At 40.9% G+C, this 22,400-nt stretch carries 14 protein-coding genes and 2 pseudogenes; 2 read left to right on the plus strand and 14 right to left on the minus strand.

All coding sequences use genetic code 11. The features are described 5' to 3' along the window. Both DW059_RS16130 and DW059_RS10330 read right to left on the minus strand, forming a co-directional pair. A pseudogene (locus DW059_RS16130) lies at positions 1–2,483 on the minus strand (hypothetical protein); the annotation flags it as partial. A gap of 166 nt (positions 2,484–2,649) precedes the next feature. Then, complete coding sequence (locus DW059_RS10330; protein ID WP_117698730.1) at positions 2,650–3,834, minus strand: AfsR/SARP family transcriptional regulator; 1,185 nt, start codon at positions 3,832–3,834, stop codon at positions 2,650–2,652. A 177-nt stretch (positions 3,835–4,011) separates the two neighbouring features. Between DW059_RS10330 and DW059_RS10335 the strand changes: the two genes are divergently transcribed. Then, positions 4,012–4,884: a PHP domain-containing protein gene (locus DW059_RS10335; protein ID WP_117698731.1), complete on the plus strand. Its 873-nt coding sequence runs from the start codon at positions 4,012–4,014 to the stop codon at positions 4,882–4,884. A 318-nt stretch (positions 4,885–5,202) separates the two neighbouring features. Here the strand turns inward: DW059_RS10335 and DW059_RS10340 are convergent, their stop codons facing one another. The 4 genes from DW059_RS10340 to pheA are packed head-to-tail and all read right to left on the minus strand — an operon-like array spanning position 5,203 to position 11,418. Next, complete coding sequence (locus DW059_RS10340; RefSeq protein ID WP_117698732.1) at positions 5,203–7,398, minus strand: RNA degradosome polyphosphate kinase; 2,196 nt, start codon at positions 7,396–7,398, stop codon at positions 5,203–5,205. Between the two features lie 12 nt (positions 7,399–7,410). Beyond that, a complete protein-coding gene (locus tag DW059_RS10345; protein ID WP_117698733.1) occupies positions 7,411–8,940 on the minus strand; it encodes a Ppx/GppA phosphatase family protein in 1,530 nt (509 codons plus the stop codon). A 30-nt stretch (positions 8,941–8,970) separates the two neighbouring features. After that, a complete protein-coding gene (locus DW059_RS10350) occupies positions 8,971–10,266 on the minus strand; it encodes an ATP-binding protein (protein WP_117698734.1) in 1,296 nt (431 codons plus the stop codon). 21 nt (positions 10,267–10,287) lie between these two features. Next, positions 10,288–11,418, minus strand: a complete 1,131-nt coding sequence (gene pheA, locus DW059_RS10355) for a prephenate dehydratase (RefSeq protein WP_117698735.1) — start codon at positions 11,416–11,418, stop codon at positions 10,288–10,290. Positions 11,419–11,708: 290 nt separating this feature from the next. Between pheA and DW059_RS16490 the strand changes: the two are divergent. Then, positions 11,709–12,628, plus strand: a pseudogene (locus tag DW059_RS16490) (DUF5050 domain-containing protein). Between the two features lie 143 nt (positions 12,629–12,771). On the opposite strand, the gene DW059_RS10370 reads toward DW059_RS16490, so the two are convergent. From DW059_RS10370 to plsX, 8 genes are all read right to left on the minus strand, one after another. After that, a complete protein-coding gene (locus tag DW059_RS10370) occupies positions 12,772–13,617 on the minus strand; it encodes a nucleotidyl transferase AbiEii/AbiGii toxin family protein (RefSeq protein ID WP_242986205.1) in 846 nt (281 codons plus the stop codon). Continuing rightward, positions 13,614–14,246 (minus strand): type IV toxin-antitoxin system AbiEi family antitoxin domain-containing protein, encoded by a 633-nt coding sequence (locus DW059_RS10375; RefSeq protein ID WP_117698738.1) that lies wholly within the window; start codon positions 14,244–14,246, stop codon positions 13,614–13,616. The genes DW059_RS10370 and DW059_RS10375 overlap by 4 nt, the downstream gene beginning before the upstream one ends. Before the next feature lie 143 nt (positions 14,247–14,389). Then, on the minus strand, positions 14,390–15,601 hold the full coding sequence (ilvA, locus tag DW059_RS10380) for a threonine ammonia-lyase (RefSeq protein WP_022244090.1): 1,212 nt from the start codon (positions 15,599–15,601) through the stop codon (positions 14,390–14,392). Continuing rightward, positions 15,595–16,590: a signal recognition particle-docking protein FtsY gene (gene ftsY / locus DW059_RS10385; protein WP_117698739.1), complete on the minus strand. Its 996-nt coding sequence runs from the start codon at positions 16,588–16,590 to the stop codon at positions 15,595–15,597. The genes ilvA and ftsY overlap by 7 nt, the downstream gene beginning before the upstream one ends. Before the next feature lie 5 nt (positions 16,591–16,595). Next, complete coding sequence (gene smc, locus DW059_RS10390; protein WP_117698740.1) at positions 16,596–20,156, minus strand: chromosome segregation protein SMC; 3,561 nt, start codon at positions 20,154–20,156, stop codon at positions 16,596–16,598. Positions 20,157–20,168: 12 nt separating this feature from the next. Further along, a complete protein-coding gene (gene rnc / locus DW059_RS10395; protein WP_022244087.1) occupies positions 20,169–20,867 on the minus strand; it encodes a ribonuclease III in 699 nt (232 codons plus the stop codon). Between the two features lie 229 nt (positions 20,868–21,096). Beyond that, on the minus strand, positions 21,097–21,327 hold the full coding sequence (gene acpP, locus DW059_RS10400; protein WP_022244086.1) for an acyl carrier protein: 231 nt from the start codon (positions 21,325–21,327) through the stop codon (positions 21,097–21,099). Between the two features lie 13 nt (positions 21,328–21,340). Then, on the minus strand, positions 21,341–22,360 hold the full coding sequence (gene plsX / locus DW059_RS10405) for a phosphate acyltransferase PlsX (protein WP_022244085.1): 1,020 nt from the start codon (positions 22,358–22,360) through the stop codon (positions 21,341–21,343). Between the last annotated feature and the right edge of the window lie 40 nt (positions 22,361–22,400).

The raw sequence follows: 22,400 nt of genomic DNA on the forward strand, positions 1-22,400 counted from the left end.
TCAGTCGGTTCGGTTGGCTCAGTCGGCTCAGTCGGCTCAGTCGGCTCAGTCGGCTCAGTCGGCTGGGTTGGTTCGGTTGGTCCGGTCGGTCCAACTGGCTCGGTCGGCTCAGTTTCTTTCTCCTTTTCATCAAAAGAAGCATACACTACGGTACTATCATTTAAATCTGCAACATTTACTTTACTGCCATCTTCTAAAGTCCAGCCGGTAAATTCATAGGTTGTTGTCTCTGTCTCTGCCTTTACAGGATCTGTTACAGAAACTTCCGTTCCCTTTACTTCACGTACTTCCTGATATACATTTCCGTCTACCATAAAAGTAACGGTATAACTGTTATCAACAATTTCTCCATCAATATGCCAGGAATTCGGATTAATCATCCGGTACCATTCGATGCGGTAGAATCTTGCATCATCCCCTGCAATGCCGCTGTTCGCTGCATATGCATCTAAAACAGATGCAAGTGTTACCGGCATCTTTCCATCATAATTCTTTTCTGCATCAAAAGAGGCTGGTGCAGTAAAACCAGACATATCCGTTGTCACTTTCAGCTGATTTAAAGAAACTGCTGCTCTTCCTATATAGTCATAATTTGCTGTTGCATCACCAACTGTTCCTTCCGGACGGACAGTTCCTGCTTTCCGGATGTAGAACTCTGCCTTCTGTGTAAATGTATCTGCTACTTTTACATATACGTTATAACCCTCTGTATTGCGGAAAAGTTTTGTATATGTTGTCACTACACCTGCATTTTCATCCTCTAAGATGAATCCATGGATTACGCTTTCCTCTGTGGTTGCATAATCTGCTGCTTCTTCTAATACAGCCGGGTCTAAAATACAGTTTCCACTTAACAGCAGCAGTTTTCCATTTCCATATTTGGCATATACTTTTGCACGAATCTTACTGATTCCAAAGCTTACATTTACAGTTCCACTATAGTTACCGGTAAAGGTTACGGTTGCCAGCGCAGTTCCCTCTTCTACATTATCTTTGTAATTACCAACAGTATAATCGGTTCCTGCTGTTAATACTTTTCCATTATAAGTTACAGTTACATCTTCTTCACTGAGTGTTACTGCTTTTCCGGTATAATATTTTTCCTTTGCAGCTGCAATCACGCTGTCATTTTCCACTTCTTTCGGAAGAATGGTATAGGTTGTATTTACCGTTCCTTTATAGTTACCGATTCCGGTAATTGCTGCTGATGCCTCTCCTGCATTTGGATTACTTCCACTGTATATTACAGTATAATCTTTTCCTTCTACTAATGTTTTGTCTCCATCCTTTACCACAACTGCAACTGTGTTTCCAGTATACTCAGTATCCTTTGCAGTTACCATTTCATTCGTCAACGTTTTCTGCCGGATAGTAAAGGCTGCTTCATTACTGTCTGCGGATTCAAATTTCTTTGCACTGGCTGTTGCAATTACCGTATAAGTTCCTGCATCCACCGGTGCCTTGCTTAATTTATTTCCTGCCTCATCATAATAAGTATAAGTAATGGAAATGCTTGGATTTTTTTCAATTCCCCAGCTGTATGCATTGGCATCACAACTTAAGTTCTTCTCATCATTACTGCCATTATATTCAAAATCGCTGGCTGTAAGATTTGCATACAATGCTTTTAAATAAGTTCTTACCGGTACAATAAATACCGTCTCTTTATAGTTCTCTGCTGCATCTCCTTCCGGCACAAATACTACATGATGGTCTACATCTTCAAAGATTGCAGTTCCGGTAGTATTAAACCACAGTGTCTCATCCGGGCTCCGCCACTCAAAATGGCCTTCCAGTTCCTGGTTCTCATCATTGACCGCTACTGCCATTCCGCCATTAAGATGGGACTCTCTCAGTTTTCCGGACATATGATTGATTGTTGCAGATGGTTTTTCCTTAATTACTGCCTCTGCCTTATTTACAGTTACAGTATAAGTCCTGCTTCCTGCCTCATATACATCTGTTGCCGGTGTTGTAATCGTATAAGTATAAGTTCCTGCATTTAAAATCTCTTTGTCACAGGTTCCAACAATACCACTCTTTGGACCGTCCTTTACAAAGTTCTTTGCATTCAGTGTCTGGACTTTTCCGTTATAAGTCAGATTTGAAATGCTCTCTTCAAATACCGGAGTTCTCTTACTGATTTTAATAGTATATTTTTCTGTTTTCCATTGAAAGAGATAATTCTTATACTTGCACTTCAAGGTAACTGTTCCTGTCTTATCCGCAGTTACAGATACCTCTTTCTTATTTGTATTTTTTAATGTTACCTTATCTTTTCCACTGGTAACACTCCATTTGGTTTCGTAAGCAATCCATGCAGAACACTCGATTTTCTTCGTATCCTGCAGCTGCATCTTAATTGTACCATCCTTTTCGGCAGCTTTTACTGTCATCCCGGTTATTCCGGATAAGGACAATACCATCAATGCTGCCATTACAAAAGCTGTAATTCTTTTTCCCAACATTTTGGCTACTCTCATGTTTTTTCTCCTTTTATTCATTTTATCCATTTCCTGTTAATTTATGAATTGTATAACCAATCATAGCCTACTCTGTGTTATAAAAAGCGTTATATTTTTCTATTTTTTCTTTATTCTTCCGAATTGTACTTAAATCTTCCTGTTTGTATTGTATTTCTCCTCGTATCTACTCGTCTGTTCCATTCACCAATACTTTATGATATTTCACATATTTCTTTCCAGCCGTCCGTTCCATGTTGTCATTGATTCTTTCTATCACAAGTCCGCAATTTTCTTCTTCAATACCTATTAAAAGTATCAGATACTGGTTTGTGCTGTATCTGGTATACAGGTCACCGCTGCGCAGGGAGTTTTTCAATGCCTGCTCCAGTTCTGCCCGGATGTATTCGAAATGAACACCGCCTTCTGAAGCATACCCCTTCCCATCGGTAATGGTGCTCATAAGAAGCCACGCACTCTTTCCCGTACGCTGCAAAACCCGTTTTGCAAAGCGGTAATTTTCAATGAAAACAGGATACGAACAGTAAAATGCTCCTTCCTCTCTCTCTTCTTCCAGCTTCTCCTGTATTGCCTGAATATGAGTGGCATCATCCTCCGTAACACAGCTGCTGATTCGTTTTAATTGTTCCAGCATAGACTTTGAAGGCTCACTGCCAAGCTCTGCCAGCAGCATTTCTTCTGTCTTATGATATAATGCCACCGCCTCTTTGGAACGCTTCATGGCAATCAATGCCTCCATCTGGTATACCTGCCAGTCATCCAGTGGATAAAGAACCGCTGCTTTTTCTGCTATCTCATATAATTTCTGATACTCCTGCTCATCCCTGTAAATTCCGCACAGTCTCTTTACACAGGACATATATAATTTCCGGTATTTCGTTGCCCAGAAAATTACCCATTCCGATGCTCCCAGTGCCGGCAAAAATTCTCCACGGTACAGCCTGACTGCTTCCTCTAATTCTGTTTTTCCAAAATCTTCCGCCTGTTTCAATGCATGCTCTGCCTTCTCTTCAAAAGAAATGCAATCACAACGATACGGAATTTCCGGTGTCCAGTAATAAACTCCCTTTCGGCTTATAATATAATCGCTCTCCGGCAGTCCCTGCTCCTTAAGCAGTTTCCGCACCCGGAAAAGAATTGCCCGGAAACTGTTGGATGGGTTTGCGACCTCCTCATTTTCCCATAGTCTTCCCACCAGTTCTTCCCTTGTTACCCCTTCTGTACCCGCATGCAGAATAATCTGAAGCAGCCGGTTCGTCTTTGTCGTTGATTTCCGGTCTATGATAAAGGAATGATTTCCATATTGCATTCGAAATGTTCCAAGCATACTTACTTCTAAAATTTTTTTCATGCTTCCTGCCCCCCTGCAGATTATTTTTCCTAATTGCAGTATAAAGGACTTTGTTTTTATACGCAAAAGATTTTTCTCATTTCTTCCGGATTGTCAAAACGAAAGATTACTCTTATAATCATATTCATAAATAATTCTAAAAAATAATTGTTTCGAGCTGTTAGAAAGGATTATACCATGGAAACAGGATTTATTGATTTACATGTACATTCAACCTGCTCTGACGGAACTTTTACTCCATCTGAGCTGGTTCATGAAGCCAGACGTCATTCGATATATGCCTTTGCCCTTACTGACCACGACTGTATCGATGGTATTAGAGAAGCGCAGGAAGAAACCTTGCGGCTTAACTCCCCGGATGCACCGGAAGTCATTGCCGGTGTTGAACTCTCCTGTGAACTGGATGACCGTGAAATCCATATGGTCGGGCTATATATTAACCCGGACGATAAAGTATTTAATGATAAATTAAATGCATTCCGTTCTTCCCGCACAGACCGCAACCGCCTGATGGTTGATAAACTGCAGCAGGAGGCACACCTTGCCATTGATTATGACAGTCTTATCAGAGAATTTCCGGATGCAGTCATTACAAGGGCACATATTGCAAGATACCTTGTAAATCATGGTCTTGCCAAAGATATGAATGCAGTATTCAGTAAATATATCGGGGATGACTGTCCTTATTATGTAGACCGTCCTAAAATCACTCCGCAGGAAGGTATTTCCCTGATTCATCATGCCGGTGGTCTTGCCATTTTAGCCCATCCGGTACTCTATCGCATGAATGCAGACCGATTGGACACTCTGGTTCAGACACTGGTAGAAGAAAGCCATTTAGATGGTATTGAAGCCGTCTATTCCAGCTACCAGCTTGGTGACGAACAGAACATCAAGAAGCTTGCGCAAAAATATCATCTGCTTATTTCCGGTGGTTCTGACTTCCACGGAAGTAACAAACCTTATATTTCCATGGGAAACGGAACGAGACATATGCCGATTCCTTATTATATTTTATCAGATATTAAAAATGCGCTGCATTGCAGATAGCTTACTACTCATGTACACCAAGAGGGACTGTCATTTTACAATTTCTGTAAAACAACAGTCCCTCTTTATAGATACTTTCTATTTTTTGTCTTTCACCTCATCTAATGCATTTCGAAAGATTCGTTCAAATTCATTTTCGGAACATTTTTTCCGGCTGGATTCATCCGAATACCCTCTATTCTGCTGTCTTTCCTGCTCGTGAACGAGCAAAACAACCGGAACCTTAAAATAACCGTCATATCCGTATGCGACAATCCCCTCCCTGGAGCTTTATTTCAATGGTTTCATATTATATATCGGCAAAAGTGTCTGATTTCTTTAGTCCTCTACCGGTTCTGCCGGAATAAAAATACGGTCTTTTACCACATCCGCAGGCTTTGGTGCTGCTTCTTCTGCTTCCCTGCAGAACTGCAGCTGTGAATTCACCAGCACCTTTCCACGTTTGTCAACCTTTTCATAGGTGCCATCCTTCTGAAGGAGATGTGCTTTCGTATTATCTGCCAGTTCCACATCCAGAATATGCATTACTTTATGCTTTAACTCTTCATTTTCTACAGGGAAAATAATCTCTACACGGCGGTCTAAGTTACGCGGCATCCAGTCAGCACTTCCCATGTAAATTTCTTCCTGTCCATCATTATAGAAATAGAAAATTCTGCTGTGCTCCAAGAAATTTCCTACAATGGAACGCACTCTGATATTTTCACTAATCTTTGGAATACCTACCTTCAGGCAGCAGATTCCACGTACCACCAGATCAATCTGCACTCCCGCTGCTGATGCTTCATACAAAGCTGCAATAATATCACGGTCACAAAGAGAATTCATCTTAGCTACAATTTTGGCTGTCTTTCCGGCTTTGGCATATTTTGTTTCACGCTCAATTAATTTCAAGAAACGCTTCCGCAGCCAGATTGGTGCTACCACCAGCCGGTTCCAGGACAGCGGTTCAGAATAACCGGATAACATATTAAATACTGCTGTTGCATCTTCACCGATTGCTTCCGAACAGGTAAAGATACCACAGTCTGTGTACAGCTTTGCAGTGGAATCGTTATAGTTTCCGGTTCCAAGATGTACATAACGGCAGATGCCTTCTTCTTCTCTTCTTACGACCAGTGCAATCTTGCTGTGGGTCTTTAAGCCCACCAGACCATAGATGACATGGCAGCCTGCTTTCTCTAATTTTTTTGCCCAGACAATGTTATTTTCCTCATCGAAACGGGCTTTTAATTCTACCAGAACAGATACCTGTTTGCCATTTTCTGCTGCCTGTGCCAGTGATGCAATAATCGGCGAATTGCCGCTGACACGGTAAAGTGTCTGTTTGATTGCCAGTACATCCGGATCTTTGGCTGCCTGACGGATAAATTCGACTACCGGATCAAAGGTCTGGTATGGATGATGCAGTAAAATATCACCTTTTTTAATTGCATCAAAGATACTCTCTCCCTGCTGGATCTGTGGCACCGGCTGTGGCGTATATGGTTTGTAACGTAAATCATCACAGCCTTCCAGTCCATACATCTTCATCAGGTAAGTCAAATCAATCGGTCCATTGATTTTAAAGATATCATCCTCTGACTCTACCCGAAGTTCATCCTTTAAAAATGCCAGCAGACGCTTATCAATGCCATATTCCACTTCCAGCCGGATAACTTCGCCCCACTGCCGTTTCTTTAAGGATTTTTCAATTTCTTTCAGTAAATCCTCTGCTTCGTCCTCATCAAAGGAAAGGTCCGCATTACGCATAATACGATACGGATAAGCACAGACCACTTTATGGCCTAAGAACAATTTGGAAATATTCTTCTCAATAATCTGCTCCAACAGGATAAAGGATTTCTCGCCTTCCTTTACGGATGGAATCGGAATCAGCCTTGGTAATACAGATGGCACCTGAACTGTTGCATATTCATAAATGGTTCCGCCCTTCTTACCCTCTGCCTTTAACTTCTTCTCCTCTGCTTTGCCAAGAAGATCATCTTTCTTTGGATTTTCTTCCAATAAGGCTACAATGTTTAATGTCTTATTGCGAATCAACGGAAATGGTCTGGATGCATCTACTGCCATCGGTGTCAGTACCGGATATATATTTTCTTCAAAATAACGGTCTACATATTCTGCCTGAAAATTCTCCAAATCTTCATAGGCATCTACAATATAGATTCCCCTTGCATTCAATAGCGGAATCAGGGAACGGTTATAAGTAGAATACTGCAGTTCTACCAGTTCCCTGGTGTCATGATTAATGGCTGCTAACTGTTCAGACGCTGTCATACCGGCAATGTCTGTTTTCTTATAGCCCGCATGTACCATATCCTTTAAAGAAGCCACACGTACCATGAAAAATTCATCTAAATTTGAAGAAGTAATACTGACAAATTTTAACCGTTCCAGAAGCGGAATGGATTTGTCTCTTGCTTCATTCAAGACTCTGCCATTAAATTTAATCCAGCTCAACTCACGGTTTTCGTAATATTCCGGATTCGTATATTCTTTTAACTTTTCCATTCGCATACTCTCCTAACTATAGACCTTTTTCACTTTAATCACCGGTTTCATACTGAATACTTCTTCAAAGAAGGACGCCTTGGACTCAAACAATCCTTTTTCCAAGGTTACATCATCTTCCGTCTCTATGGTAATAATCAGATTTCTTCCGGAAACAGAAGTCTTTACATTCTTAAATTTCTGTTTGTGGCTTCTATCCATGGCATTTGCCACCTTAAGGATGGCTGCAAGCTTGGCTACAGTAAGATAACTGTCATGGTCCATCTTATCTGCCAGTCTGTCATAGCTGTCTATCGGTAGTGTATTATAAAGTACCGTAGACGCCACAATTTCACGCTCCAGATGAGTCAATCCAATAATTTCCGAAGAAATAATAATGTCATAGGAGCACTGCGGTCCATTAACCAGACTGACAAATTTACCACAGTCATGGAGAATGGCTGCCGTCCTTAGTATCAGCCGCTCTCTGTTTCCCAATCCATGAATCTTCTTCATGGCATCAAATATCTGGACTGCCATCTGCTCTAATGCTTCAAGATGTGGCTGATAGCCGAAATATCTTTTGGACATACATTCCGCCGCAGATATTACATCTTCTTCGAAATCATGTGTTGCTTTCACCATATTATGCCGCTGTGCATAATCATATGCTATACCATCATTTACATTCACACCCGGAACAACAACATTCTGCGCATTTAATGCAGCAACTAACTGCCGGTAGATAACCAGTGCCGGAATCAGCAATGCATCACTCTCGTTGGTGATTCCTAATTCTCTTGCAATCTGTCCTGTATTCTTGGCTCTCAGCTTCTCCGTATAACGATAGAACTTGTCCGCATCTACCATACATTTGCCATTTTCTTTACTGATTTTCGGCATAAATGCAGAGATATAATCTCCCATAAAAATGACATAACGGATGCCATCCTTTGGCAGATAAAGAGCTTTAAAGACCTCTAACTCCTTATCTACGACCTCCTGAATCTGCTGCTCATAATTGCCACTTTGCATGCCAAGATCAAAGAGTTTCTCCTGCACGCGCATAATTCCAATCAGAAGATGCTGTGTGGTAACTACCTTTCCTTTTACAAAAAGTGTTATCTGCATACTGCCGCCACCTACATCAACTACTGCTGCATTCTGACTGGTCATATCCTCAAAATTCTTCTGGGATGCCACCGTCTTATAACTGATAAAACGATGTTCCGAATTGCTCAGCACTTTCACATTAAGTCCGGTCCGAATCCGTATCTGGTCTAAAATAAATGCTTCGTTCTGTGCATCCCGGATGACAAGACCTGAATATGCTTCATACTCATCCGTCCGGTACATCTCCATAATCCCCACGAATTCTTTCAGCACCTGACACAATTCATCCGCTGTCTCATATCCGACATATCCCTGGGAATAAACATCCCTTCCCAATTCTATTCTATGGCGGACATGGTCAATTTCCCGGATTCCTCTCTTAATGGAAAGCTCAAACACTTTCATGCTGATTTCATAAGACCCGATATAAATTGCTGCAAAAGTCTTCATCCGTGCTCCTCCTCCTGTGTAAATCTTCTGTTACACTTCCTGTCCTAACATATAATTGATAAACTGCTGTGCGGTTCTTCCGGAAAGTCCACCATGACTTAACTCCCATTTGTTGGCTTCTGCTAAAAGCTCTTCTGCCGGAAGATGTACTCCCTGCTTTTCTGCCAGTTCTACTACAATCTGCTGGAATTCTTTCTTGGTCGGTGCTCCAAAGTAAATAGATACACCAAAACGATATACCAGTGAAAGTTTTTCCTGTACGGTATCAGAAGTATGCATATCTTCACGCACTTCCTCTTTATCTGAAAAGTTCTCACGAATCAGATGTCTGCGGTTTGAGGTTGCATAAATCAGCACATTGTCCGGTTTCTTCTCCAGCCCACCTTCAATTACAGCTTTCAAATATTTGTATTCAATTTCAAATTCCTCAAAAGATAAATCATCCATATATATAATAAATTTATAATTACGGTTCTTTATCATGGAAATAACAGTGTTCAAATCTTTAAACTGATGCTTATAAACTTCAATCAGGCGAAGTCCCTGCTCATAATACTGATTGGCAATTGCCTTTATGCTGGTTGATTTACCGGTACCTGCATCACCAAACAACAGACAGTTATTGGCACTCTTTCCCTTTACAAAAGCTTCTGTATTATCCACCAGCTTCTTCTTGGCAATTTCATAGCCTACCAGGTCATCGAGTTTCACATGAGCGATTCTGGTAATCGGTGCCAGTTCTACAACACCATTGGTATTCTGGATACGGAATGCCTTATGTAAGCCTAGATTTCCCACACCAAATCTTGCATAGAATCCGGTTACGCTGTCCTGAAATGCATTGGTATCCTTTGCTCCTGCCAGTTCTACAGCCAGTTCACAGATGCAGTCACGGATACGTTTGTTAAATACGCTTCCATTATCATCCGGTCCCTTGAAATTCTGAAGCACATCCATATCATCAATTTCCAGAGTCTTTGCCACTTCATTTAAGTTATAATCAAACATTTCTTTTAAAATAGCAAAATCATGGGCTGCAATCGCATTGATACTTCCGTTTACTGCTCCTTTCATTTCGCAGGCGGTACTGTAGGCATTTTCATTATTTACCATAATAAACGCAAGAAAACAGTGCCACAGATTTCCTTCAAAACCGTGGCTCACTGCCAGTTCAATCAGTTGGTTCAAACATCTATAATACAATTCTACTATATCAGACCGATTGTAAAATTCACTATCATAGTTTTCCAAAATCCATGTAAAATTATAAAATAATTCTCCATTTTCAAAGTTCTTATATAAAATTAATTCTCCTGAATGTTTCATCTTACTGTCTTACCTGTCTTTCTAATAATTTCCAAGAATTTTAAAGTTTTCAGCTTCTTCTTTGATTCCATGCAATGCATTCTTTACTGCACTCTCATTTAAATTTCCTTCAAAGTCAATAAAGAAACGATATTCCCAGTTCCGCTCTCCTAATGGTCTTGATTCTATCTTATTCATGTTCAAATCATTAAAAATAAAATGGGATAACATATGATAAAGAGATCCACTTTCATGCGGAATTTCAAAGCAGATACTGATTTTTCCGGCATTCTTTAAGAATATCTTACGACCGGTTACAATGACAAACTTTGTACAGTTATTGCTGTTATCCTGGATATGCTCGTCCAATATATCAAGCCTGTAAATATCGGCAGTAAGACGGCTGGCAATGGCTGCCTGTCTTAGGAGACCATCTTCTTTTACTTTTTTTGCTGCCATGGCAGTATTCTTAAAGCTGTGTTTTTCCCAGTTCCGATGCTCGTCCAAATATCTGCCACACTGCATCAGTGCCTGCGGATGGGAATATACCTGTTCAATATCAGATAGCTTTGAGCCTTTCGTTCCGAGCAGGCAGTGGTCTATTGGAATAATCTGTTCTCCCACGATACAATTATCATATTCTACCAGCAAATCATAATTTTCTGACACAATTCCGGCAGAAGAATTCTCAATCGGAAGCACTGCATAATCTGCTTCTCCTTTTGCGATTGCTTCCATGGCATCCCGCCAGGTCTGCACATGATAACTGTTTGTGGTATCATGGAAAAACTGCTGCATTGCCATCTGGCTGTATGCGCCCTCTTCTCCCTGATATACGATTCTTATATTTTTATCCGGAAGTGCCGCTACCTCTTCAAATGGTATCGGCTCCATAATGCCTTTTTCTGCCAGCTTCTGATACTGCCGTTTTCTGCTCATGCTCATCAGATGTTCAAAAAGTTCTCTTGTTCCACGCTTTAAAAACGGGTCATCTACCATGGAAGTTACCTTTTCTAACTTCTCTTCTTCCCTTGCCTTATCAAAGACTTTTTTCCCGGTAGAAAGCTTATAATCTGCCACCTGTTCGGTCAGTGCCATACGTTTTTCATACAGTGACACCAGCTCTTTGTCCACGCTGTCAATTTCTGCTCTTATCTCGTTTAAATCTTTCATTGTTATCTTTCACCTTATTATTTTTTTCTATCATATACCATTCCCATTTCGGTTGCAAGTTTCCCGAAAGAAAGTTATAATTTTTATCGTAAGAATTGTGGAATTTGGAAATGTTATAGGAAAGTTCTTTCCTGTCGTATTTCCAAATTTCACAATCGTCTGATTACATATAACATCAAAGGAGGATTCTTATGAAAAACAAACGAAAAAAACAGCTCTTTATCACGATTGCAATTATTCTTATTCTGATTACAGTGTTTTGTCTGATTCATTTTCTTAACCGCACAAAAATGAATTCCGGTTATGTCAATGGAAATTCTGCCGGTAATCTTTATAACGGTGGACTTTTCTGTGAAAGTAACGGCACTGTTTTCTTCAGTAATCCTTCCGACAACCACCGACTCTATTCCATGAATCCTGATGGTTCTGATATGAAGAAGCTTTCCGATGATAACGTCTCTTATATCAATGCAGATGATCACTATGTTTACTATATCCGAAACAACAAGAGTAAGGATACTAATTTCTCTTTTCTGAATTTTGGAACTAACAGCTTATGCCGTATCAACCGTGATGGAGGCAGGGTTACCATTTTAGATGACGACCCAAGTCTTTATGCCGGACTGTACGGAAATTATATTTACTATATCCACTATGACAAAGAAACGGCTTCTACCTGTATCGGGTAAAGATCGACGGCACAAAAAAAGAACAGGTTTCTAAGTTTCCTTATAAGACCTGCTCCTCTAATGGACAGTATATGTACTTTAATGGCGAAAACGATTCCCACTCTCTCCTGCAGCTTGATACTGCCGACAACTCTGTTGCTACACTCTATAGCTGCACCTGTTATGAACCGACTGTAATCAATGACACGGCTTATTACATGGATGGAGACAACGATTATGGACTAAGCACTTATTCCTTAAGCAGCGGTACTGCCAACCTTATCATCCCATCCAGAATTGACTGCTACAACGTCACCGGGGATTATATCTATTATCAGAAAAATGGAGAGGGTGCCGGTATCTACCGCTGTCTCACCGACGGAAGCAATGAGGAATTACTGATATCCGGTAATTATACCGCATTACATACCACCTCACAGTACCTTTACTTCTATAAATACGGCAATGACTCTGCCTGTTATCAGATGCCACTTAGCGGAACCGGAAATGATATCGGTGTATTTACGCCGGAAAAATTATAGTATTCTTTTTCAAGAATCATATTCCAAATGTAGATTAACTCGTTTTGATTAAAGAATCTTTTAATTTATGAAAACAAATTTCAGAAAGGCTGCCCACTTGGATAGTGCGACAGCCTTATTATTCCCCCCTATCAGCCTTTCACTTAAAATTCAAGCAGTTCGGCGATTCTTAGAAGTATTTCCATCACATCTTCATAAGAAACCTTCTCTGCATATGTATTGTTCACGCAATAATTATTCCAAAGAACTTTTAAGGCTGTATCCTCTCTCATATCCTCTATAATCTCTTTCCACTCCAACATTGTCTGCAAGGATTCTCTTTTCTTTGCAGTTCTTGTAACAGCAAGTTTCAACATTTCAGGATGAATCGACTCCTTATACATATGATAAAACATATATAAATCATATAAGTCTCTGGCTCTTGAAGTTCCAATATTTCTTCTAATAATCGTCTCATACTTTTCTGCTATAATAGTTTCAATATTATATGCCTTAATATTAATTTCATCGTCATCCAGTATTGTTTTATATGAATACCGAACAGCTCCCGGGGTTATCTCATCTCCTGTAGTAATGTCAACTTTCACCTTATTTGCAATTTTTCCATAATGAGCAACTAAAAATGCACTGAAATTATTATAGTCATCTTTTTCTCTGATTATTTCAAACTTTTCAAACTCAAACTTTATGCCATCACCAACATCAATTAGAAGAATCTCTCGAATTACTCTTTCTAGCTCATCTTCTTCCATATTGATTCCAGTTACCGTAGTATCCATATCCATGGTAGTTCTTTCTGAGATTCCAATCATTGATGATATTAGAAAACCACCTTTTAATATAAAATTATTTTTATATGATGACTTTGCCAATCTTTCAAGGAAGCGCTCAATTAAAAACATCTGCAATACTTCTTGTGGCTGTAACTTTCTCTTTTCTGCAAAACTCCTTATCTGTCCCTTTAATTGTTCTGGTGTTCTCTCTTTCAACTCAGCACCTCCATATATGTCCGAACCTTCTGTTCCAAATGAAACGCTCTGGAATATTTGATAATCTTTCTTGGATTACACTTTCCACCAAAATACTCCTTCAGAGCCTGTGTATACACTTGAACATCGATACTCTTTTTATCTCTTATCAAATCACAGATACATCGTTCCAAATCATATGCCTTAACGTCATATCCCTGTGGGCTTTTCAACATCACAATACCTAAATCCCACAGTTCCTTCTTACAATAATGAAACTTTGTATTCTCATAGTTCTTCTTTATCCTGGAAACATTATCTCCCTGAGGAACCGTTAAATCCAGCTTGTGTGGCACTCTGTCTGAAATTCCATGTAAGAATAATGCGGTTCCATGGGAAAATATCAATTTATCAGACCTGCTTTGAATAACCCGGAATTCATCCGGCTGCTCATCTGCCAAAATATAATTTCCATGAGATTCTTTTAAGAGGATTCGTTTTTCCAGACTATCATAAAGCAGCAACCGGTCGATACCTGCTTTATGAAAATCCTTAGCGGATGCAATTCCACCATTCTGTTCAATTACCGACTTCAATTTATCAATGTAATAATCCACAAATACCACCACTCTTTCAAATCGTTCTTTCATTCTATCATATGAAAGAACGGTTGTAAATATTGTTCTTTCATTCTATTCAATTAAAGAACGTTTTTCTTACTATACGCATAGAAAAGGACATATCTCCTTCCAATTTAGGAATTTGATATGTCCTGTTAATTTCTTATTTCCCCTTACAGGCTGGTACGAACCTGTTTTGGTTTATAGCCTTCTTTTTCCAAAGCATTGATAATCTGCTGTTTATGCTCCGGTCCAAAGCACTCTAATGTAATGCGAAGTTCAACTGCTGCGGTACGGTTGGTTGTTACAAACTGGTTATGCTCCAGCTTGATAACATTTCCCTGCTCTCTTGCGATGATTCCGGACACTTTACAAAGCTCACCCGGCTTATCCGGAAGCAGTACAGATACAGTAAAGATTCTGTCGCGGAAAATAAGTCCCTGCTGAACAACGGAAGACATGGTAATGACATCCATGTTTCCACCGCTCAGGATGGATACGACCCGTTTGTCTTTCACATTCAGATGCTTTAATGCGGCAACGGTAAGTAAACCGGAGTTCTCTACCACCATCTTATGGTTTTCTACCATATCAAGGAAAGATACGACCAGCTCATCATCGCTTACGGTGATGATATCGTCTAAGTTCTTCTGAATATATGGGAAGATTTTTTCTCCCGGAGTCTTTACTGCGGTACCATCTGCAATGGTATTCACTGCCGGAAGTGTTGTAACCTTACCCTCCTTAAAGGAAGCCTGCATACAATTTGCTCCAGCCGGTTCTACACCAATCACTTTAATCTTTGGATTCAGTAATTTGGCAAGAGTGGAAACACCGGTTGCCAGTCCGCCTCCTCCGATTGGAACTAAAATATACTCAACCAGTGGAAGTTCTTTAAAGATTTCCATGGCTATGGTTCCCTGACCGGTTGCAACCGTCAAATCATCAAAAGGATGGATAAAGGTATATCCATGCTTCTCAGCCAGTTCATAAGCATGTGCACATGCTTCATCATAAACATCTCCATAAAGTACTACATCAGCACCATAGCTCTTGGTACGGTTTACTTTAATCAGTGGTGTTGTGGTTGGCATAACGATGGTTGCTTTACAGCCATAGCATTTTGCTGCATAGGCAACACCCTGGGCATGGTTTCCTGCGGAAGCGGTAATCAGTCCCCTCTCTCTTTCTTCTTCGGATAAAGTGCTGATTTTATAATAGGCACCACGTACCTTATATGCTCCGGTAAACTGCATATTTTCTGGTTTCAGATATACTTTGTTACCGGTCTGCTCACTCAAATAATTGCTGTAAATTAATTTGGTCTCCAAAGTTACTTCTTTTACTTTTTCACTTGCTTCTTCAAATTTATCTAATGTTAACATTCTGTCTCTCCTTCTTCTCCCGAATCTTCCTTTACATCAAACAATGCACTTACAAACTGCCCGGAATCAAATTTCTGTAAATCATCTATGGTTTCACCGACACCGATATATTTTACAGGGATGCCAAGTTCTGACTGAATGGCAACTGCGATACCACCTTTTGCGGTTCCGTCCATTTTCGTTAAAATAATTCCGGTAATGTCTGCCACCTCTGCAAACTGTCTTGCCTGTGCCAGTGCATTTTGTCCGGTTGTAGCATCCAATACTACCAAGGTCTCGCGGTATGCATCGGAATACTCTTTTTCCAGAATACGGTTGATTTTGCGAAGCTCTTCCATCAGGTTTTTCTTGTTATGAAGCCGTCCGGCAGTATCGCACAAAAGGACATCTGCCTTTCTTGCTTTCGCAGCTGCTACTGCATCGTATACCACAGAGCCCGGGTCAGCACCCTCCTGACCGCCAATCATGTCTACTCCGGCACGGTTCGCCCATTCCTTTAACTGGTCTCCTGCCGCTGCACGGAAGGTATCTGCCGCAGCTAAAACCACGCGTTTACCCTGACTCTTTAATTTACCTGCCAGCTTGCCAACAGAGGTTGTCTTTCCGACTCCGTTTACACCAATGACTAAAACGACAGATTTTTCTTCCTCGAAGCGGTATGCAGTCTCGCCTACATCCATCTGCTCTTTGATACTCTGAATCAGAAGCTCTTTACAGTCTGCCGGCTCTTTGATTTTTTCTTCTTTGACACGTTCCTTTAACTTGTCCAAAATTGCCTCTGTGGCATGTACACCAAGGTCTCCCATAATCAGAATCTCTTCGATTTCTTCATAGAAATCATCATCAATATGTGAAAATCCATGAAATACAGAATCAATACCGGATACAATGTTATCCCTTGTCTTGGTTAATCCTGATACAAGGCGGGCAAAAAAGCCTTTTTTCTCTTTCTTTTCTTCTTCCATCTTGTCACTTCTTTCTCTGTTCATTTCTCTTATTTATCTAAATCTTCTTCAATCAGATTTACACTTACCAGTGTGGATACACCCTTCTCCTGCATGGTAATTCCGTACAGGCGGTCGGCTGCTGCCATGGTTCCTCTTCGGTGCGTAATGATAATAAACTGCGTATTCTTCGTTAATTTATGCAGATATTTTGCAAAACGTCCTACGTTAGAATCATCTAACGCTGCCTCAATCTCGTCTAAAAGACAGAATGGGGATGGCTTTAAGTTCTGAATTGCAAATAACAGTGCAATGGCTGTCAACGATTTCTCTCCACCGGACAACTGCATCATGTTCTGCAGCTTCTTTCCAGGTGGCTGCGCAATAATACGGATGCCGCACTCTAAGATGTCCTCATCCTCGACTAACTCTAAGGTTCCTTTACCACCACCAAAGAGATCCTTAAATGCCTTGTCAAATTCATGCTGGATTTCCGCAAACTTCTCGGTAAACTGCTTGCGCATTCCGGTATCCAGATCTTCAATGATACCCACCAGCGTCTGCTCTGCTTCTACTAAATCATCATGCTGCGTCTTTAAAAACGTATAACGTTCACTGATTTCTTTATATTCTTCAATGGCATTGACATTGACATCACCCAATTTTCGGATATCATCCTTGATACCGTAAATCTGTTTCTTAAGTTCCGGCAAATCCTGATATTCTTCATTGCGAAGCAGCAATGCGTTATGCGGAGTCAGCTCATATTCCTCCCACATATAATTGGTCTGGTATTCACCTGCCTCTTCTAACTTCTCTCTCTGGCTGTTCAGTCGGAAAATCTCTTTGTCAAGATTTGCAATCCGCTTGGAAATCTCTTCTCTTCGTTCAAAGAATCCCTTATACTCTGCTGACATCTGTTCTTTTGCAACAATGCTCTCAGAAAGCTTCTGATTCAATGCCGCATAATTCTCATCGGATGCAAGAATGGTCTTTCGGATGGCTTCAATGTCTGTCTCATGACGTTTTGCATCTTCTTTGGATTCTGCTGACTGATTCTTCAAAGACTCCTGATTCTTGTATACACGCTCTAACTCTTCTTCCACACGTTCTAAGTTTTCCTGTATGAATTCCTGTTTCTGTGTGAATCCGGCTTCCTCTAACTGCACCTTGGAAACAGCTTCAGTTGCAGCCTCTTCCAGTTTCATCTGTTCTTCTAAAATTACCTGGAACTGCTCTGCCTGGGCTTTGATTTCTTCTTCCCGTACTTCTGCTTCTTTGATTTCCTCTTCCGTACGTTCCTTGCCCTTCTTAATATCCGTCAACTGTTCTTCAATATCCTGGCTCTCATTCTTTAAACCTTCAAATACGCTCTCGCTTTCATTCTTCTGCTGCAAGGTACGGTCTACATTCATCCTGGCTGTATTCTGCTGTAAATACTGTTCCTGTAAATCAGTCCGTACCTTTTCCATATCCTGCATGGCAAGTTCCTGTGCAGTGCGGATTTCTTCGCTCCGCTCCTTGCAGGATGCAATGGTTTTCTTCAGTTCTTCCAGTCTCTTCGTCAAATCGTCAATTTCGCGTTTTCTTCCCAGAAGATTACCGGTATTCTTAAAGGCACCACCGGCAATGGAACCACCCGGGCTTAAATACTCACCCTCCAAGGTTACCATATGTAAAGAATAATGGCTCTTCTTCGCCAGTGCCAACGCATGGTCAATGGAGTCCATAACAAAGACTCTTCCAAGAAGATAGGACATTACACCGTCAAATTTTGCATCATGTTTTACCAGCGTATCTGCCTTTCCGATTACGCCTTCTTCTTTTAAGAATACATCCTGCTTGCTGTTATCCTTACCGGTAACACTGGTCAGCGGCAGGAATGTGGCACGTCCCAGACGATTCTGTTTCAGATAAGCAATCATTTTCTTTGCTGTCTGCTCGTCTTTCGTAACAATGTTCTGGATGTTTCCACTGAGTGCAACTTCAATGGCTGTCTCATACTTCTTGTCCACCTGAATGAGGTCTGCCACAACGCCGAGGATTCCGCCTTCCTTATCCTTCTGCTCCATTACCTTACGGATACTGTTTCCATAGCCTTCATAACGCTCTGCAATATTTTTTAAGGTCTCAAGACGGGATTCTCCCTTATTATAATCAATAGTTGCTTTTTCTAAGGCACTCCGGTTCTCTGCTGTTTTCTTACGCCAGCTTTGAATTAAGTCTGCGGTCTCTTTTTCTTTTGCCTTTAATGCTTCAATCTCACGATTTACTTCTGCTAATTTGTCCTGATATTCTGACAATACACTCTGCAAATCTGCTTCTTCGCTTTTACGCTTTAAAAGACGCTGATTCAACTGGGCTTTGCGGATATTTACCTGCTCTGCCATGGTATCGAATTTCTGTAATTTTGCTTTTGTGGAAGCTTTATTATTCAGAATCTCGATAATCTCATTCTTGCCTTCTTCGATGCCCTGTGTACAGCGGGCAATTTCCTTCTGAATCTTTTCCAACTCATCAGAAGCTGCCTGCTTGCGTGCTTCAATCTCTGCTACCTGGCTGTCAATTTCCTGCTTCTGTGCAAGATAATGCTCCTGCTGTTCTTTTCTTTCTTTCCGGTCACTTTCTAACTGCTCCAAACGTGCTTTTAAGCTGTCATCTGTCATCTGTGCAGCCTTAATCTGCTCATTTAATACATTAATCTGACCTTCCAGTTTTCCCTTCATGACATTGGTATTGCTGAGTTCTTCGCGGATTTCTGTGATTTTCGCATCCATTTCTTCCATGTCCTGCTCTTTTTTCTCATACTCCGCTTTGATATTCTCGTATGCCTCGTTGTCTTCTTTTAACTGGGTATCTGCAATTTTAAACTTTTCTTCTACTTCTTTGGTCTGGGTCTCAATCCGCTCCATCTCTAAAAGGAACATGTTAACATCCAAGGTCTTTAACTCTTCCTTTTTCTTAAGATAGATTCTTGCGGTCTCTGACTGTTTCTCCAACGGTCCTACCTGACGCTCCAACTCTGTCAAAATGTCATTGACACGTACCAGGTTCTCCCGCTCACTTTCTAATTTCTTCTGGGCGGTTACTTTTCTTCTCTTATATTTTACAATTCCTGCCGCTTCATCGAAAAGTTCTCTTCTTTCCTCCGGCTTACCGCTTAAGATTCGCTCAATCTGACCCTGTCCGATAATAGAATAACCTTCTTTACCGATACCGGTATCATAAAAAAGCTCGCTTACATCCTTCAGACGGCATGGATTGCCATTGATAAGATATTCACTTTCTCCGGAACGGTATACTCTTCGGGCTACCGTTACTTCTGAATAATCTACCGCAAGCTGATGGTCTGCATTGTCTAATGTAATCGCAACATATGCATAACTTAATGGCTTACGATTCTCTGTTCCCGCAAAAATAACATCCTGCATGCTTGCACCACGTAGCTGCTTGGCACTCTGTTCTCCCAATACCCAGCGCACTGCGTCCGCAACATTACTTTTTCCACTACCGTTTGGCCCCACAATGCCTGTGATTCCGTTGTGAAAATCAAATACAATTTTATTTGCAAATGATTTAAAACCGTGAATTTCAATACTTTTGAGATACATAACTTCCTCCGTTTAAGAGCGCTTATTCTCCTGCTGTTTCAGCTTAAGCAGCGCCTGATATGCAGCTTCCTGTTCTGCTGCTTTCTTTGTATGTCCCATTCCCTCTCCAATGGACTTTTCTCCGATTCTGGCTTCTACCACAAACCGCTTATCATGATCCGGTCCTTCTTCCCGGATCAACTGATAATTCAGTTCTTCATTATATCCTGCCTGTACTATCTCCTGCAGGATAGTCTTGCTATCATAAAAGAGCTGTTTGTGCTCAATGTCTGTCAAAATGTATTTTAACACAAACTCTTTTGCATTAGCAAAACCACCATCCAGAAAAATTGCTCCTATTACTGCCTCCAATGCATCCGAAAGAATGGATTTCCGATTTCTTCCTCCTGTTAAATCCTCTCCTTTTCCCAGATACAGATATTTTCCCAAATCAATTGCTCTGGTACAAAATGCCAGTGTCGGCTCACACACAAGACTTGCCCGGAGCTTGGTCAGTTCACCTTCCGAATAATCCGGATACTTCTGGTATAAGAATTCACTGGATGTAACCTCAAGCACTGCATCGCCTAAGAATTCCAGCCGCTCATTATCCGAGTGCTTCTTCATATGTCTTTCATTGGCATAGGAACTATGGGTTAATGCCTGTCTTAATAATCCCTGATTGTTGAAATGATATCCTATCACTTCTTCAAATTCATGTAATCTGCTCACTGTTTTCTCCTTCTAACTGTCGATGCTGCCCGCAAACTACGGGAAACACGCTTTGCAAGCCGCCTGCGGCGGTCGCTTGCGACATCTACCTTATACGCCGCAGTGTGCATCCTCGCGGAGCGTTTTTTACTTTACAGGAAAGAAATTTCCTGTAAAGCAAAAAAGAATCCGGCATGCCGGACTCTTTCGCACAATATGCTTCCTTTGAAGAATACTATCTATTCTGCTTTTAGTTCAGCGCACTCTTTATCTGCTCTACCGCATCGCCTACAGTAACAATTTTCTCTGCTTCTTCATTTGGAATCTCAATATCAAATTCTTCCTCCAGACCCATGATAATCTGGAAAACATCCAATGAATCTGCGCCAAGGTCATCTACAAAAGTAGTTTCCATACTAATCTCTTCTTCGTCCACATTCAGGACTTCTGCAATAATTTTTTTCAGTTTTTCAAATTCCATAATCTTTTCCTTTCTATTCTTCTGTTTCAGAAATTACTATATTTTTTTTGATTTTATTATTGATATCCTGTTCTTTAAATGTAACACACTGAATGATGGAATTCTTTACTTCCTTCGCCTTGGAGCTTCCATGTGTTTTAACCACCAGTCCATTCAGTCCAAGCAATGGTGCCCCGCCATACTGGGATGCATCGAAAGATTTTAATGTCTTCTTCAGTGCCGGCAATGCCAATGCTGCACCAATCTTACTCTTTAGGCTGCTGAGCATTCCCTGCTTTACTACACCAATCAGCGTACTGGAAAGTCCTTCATAAAGTTTAAGGATTACATTTCCTACAAACGCTTCACAGACAATGACATCTGCTCCGCCATGTGGTATCTCTCTTGCTTCAATACTTCCCACAAAATTGATATCCTTGCATTCTTTTAATAAAGGATATGTTTCCTTTACCAGTGCATTTCCTTTTTCTTCTTCTGCTCCGATATTTACGATTGCAACTCTCGGGTTCTTGATTCCCACAACATTTTCCATATAAATGGAACCCATCCTGGCAAACTGTACCAGATGTGAAGAACGGGCATCTACATTTGCTCCACAATCAATGAGCAGGGATACTCCTGTCTCGGTCGGAATCAGCGGTGCCAAAGGCGGACGCTCGATACCACGGATTCTTCCTACAATCACCTGTCCACCAACTAATACGGCTCCGGAACTTCCTGCCGATACAAATGCATCTGCTTCCTTCTGTTTTACCATATTCATTCCCACAACAATTGATGAATCCTTTTTCTTACGAATTGCATTTACCGGATGTTCCGCAGTCTCAATTACTTCTGTTGCATTCTTAATTTCAATCTGGTCTTTCTCATAGGTATACTTTTTCAATTCTTCAGCAATAACCTCCTGCTGTCCAACCAGTACAACCTGTATATCTCTGCGTGTATTTACTGCCTCGATGGCACCTTTTACAATTTCGCCCGGCGCGTTGTCGCCTCCCATTGCATCAACTGCCACTCTAATGACTTCCTGCATATACATTCCTCCTGTAAATCTGCCATCACATTAAGCCTAT

It is taken from the genome of Roseburia sp. AF42-8 (assembly GCF_003435965.1).
GTDB lineage: Bacteria > Bacillota > Clostridia > Lachnospirales > Lachnospiraceae > Roseburia_C > Roseburia_C amylophila.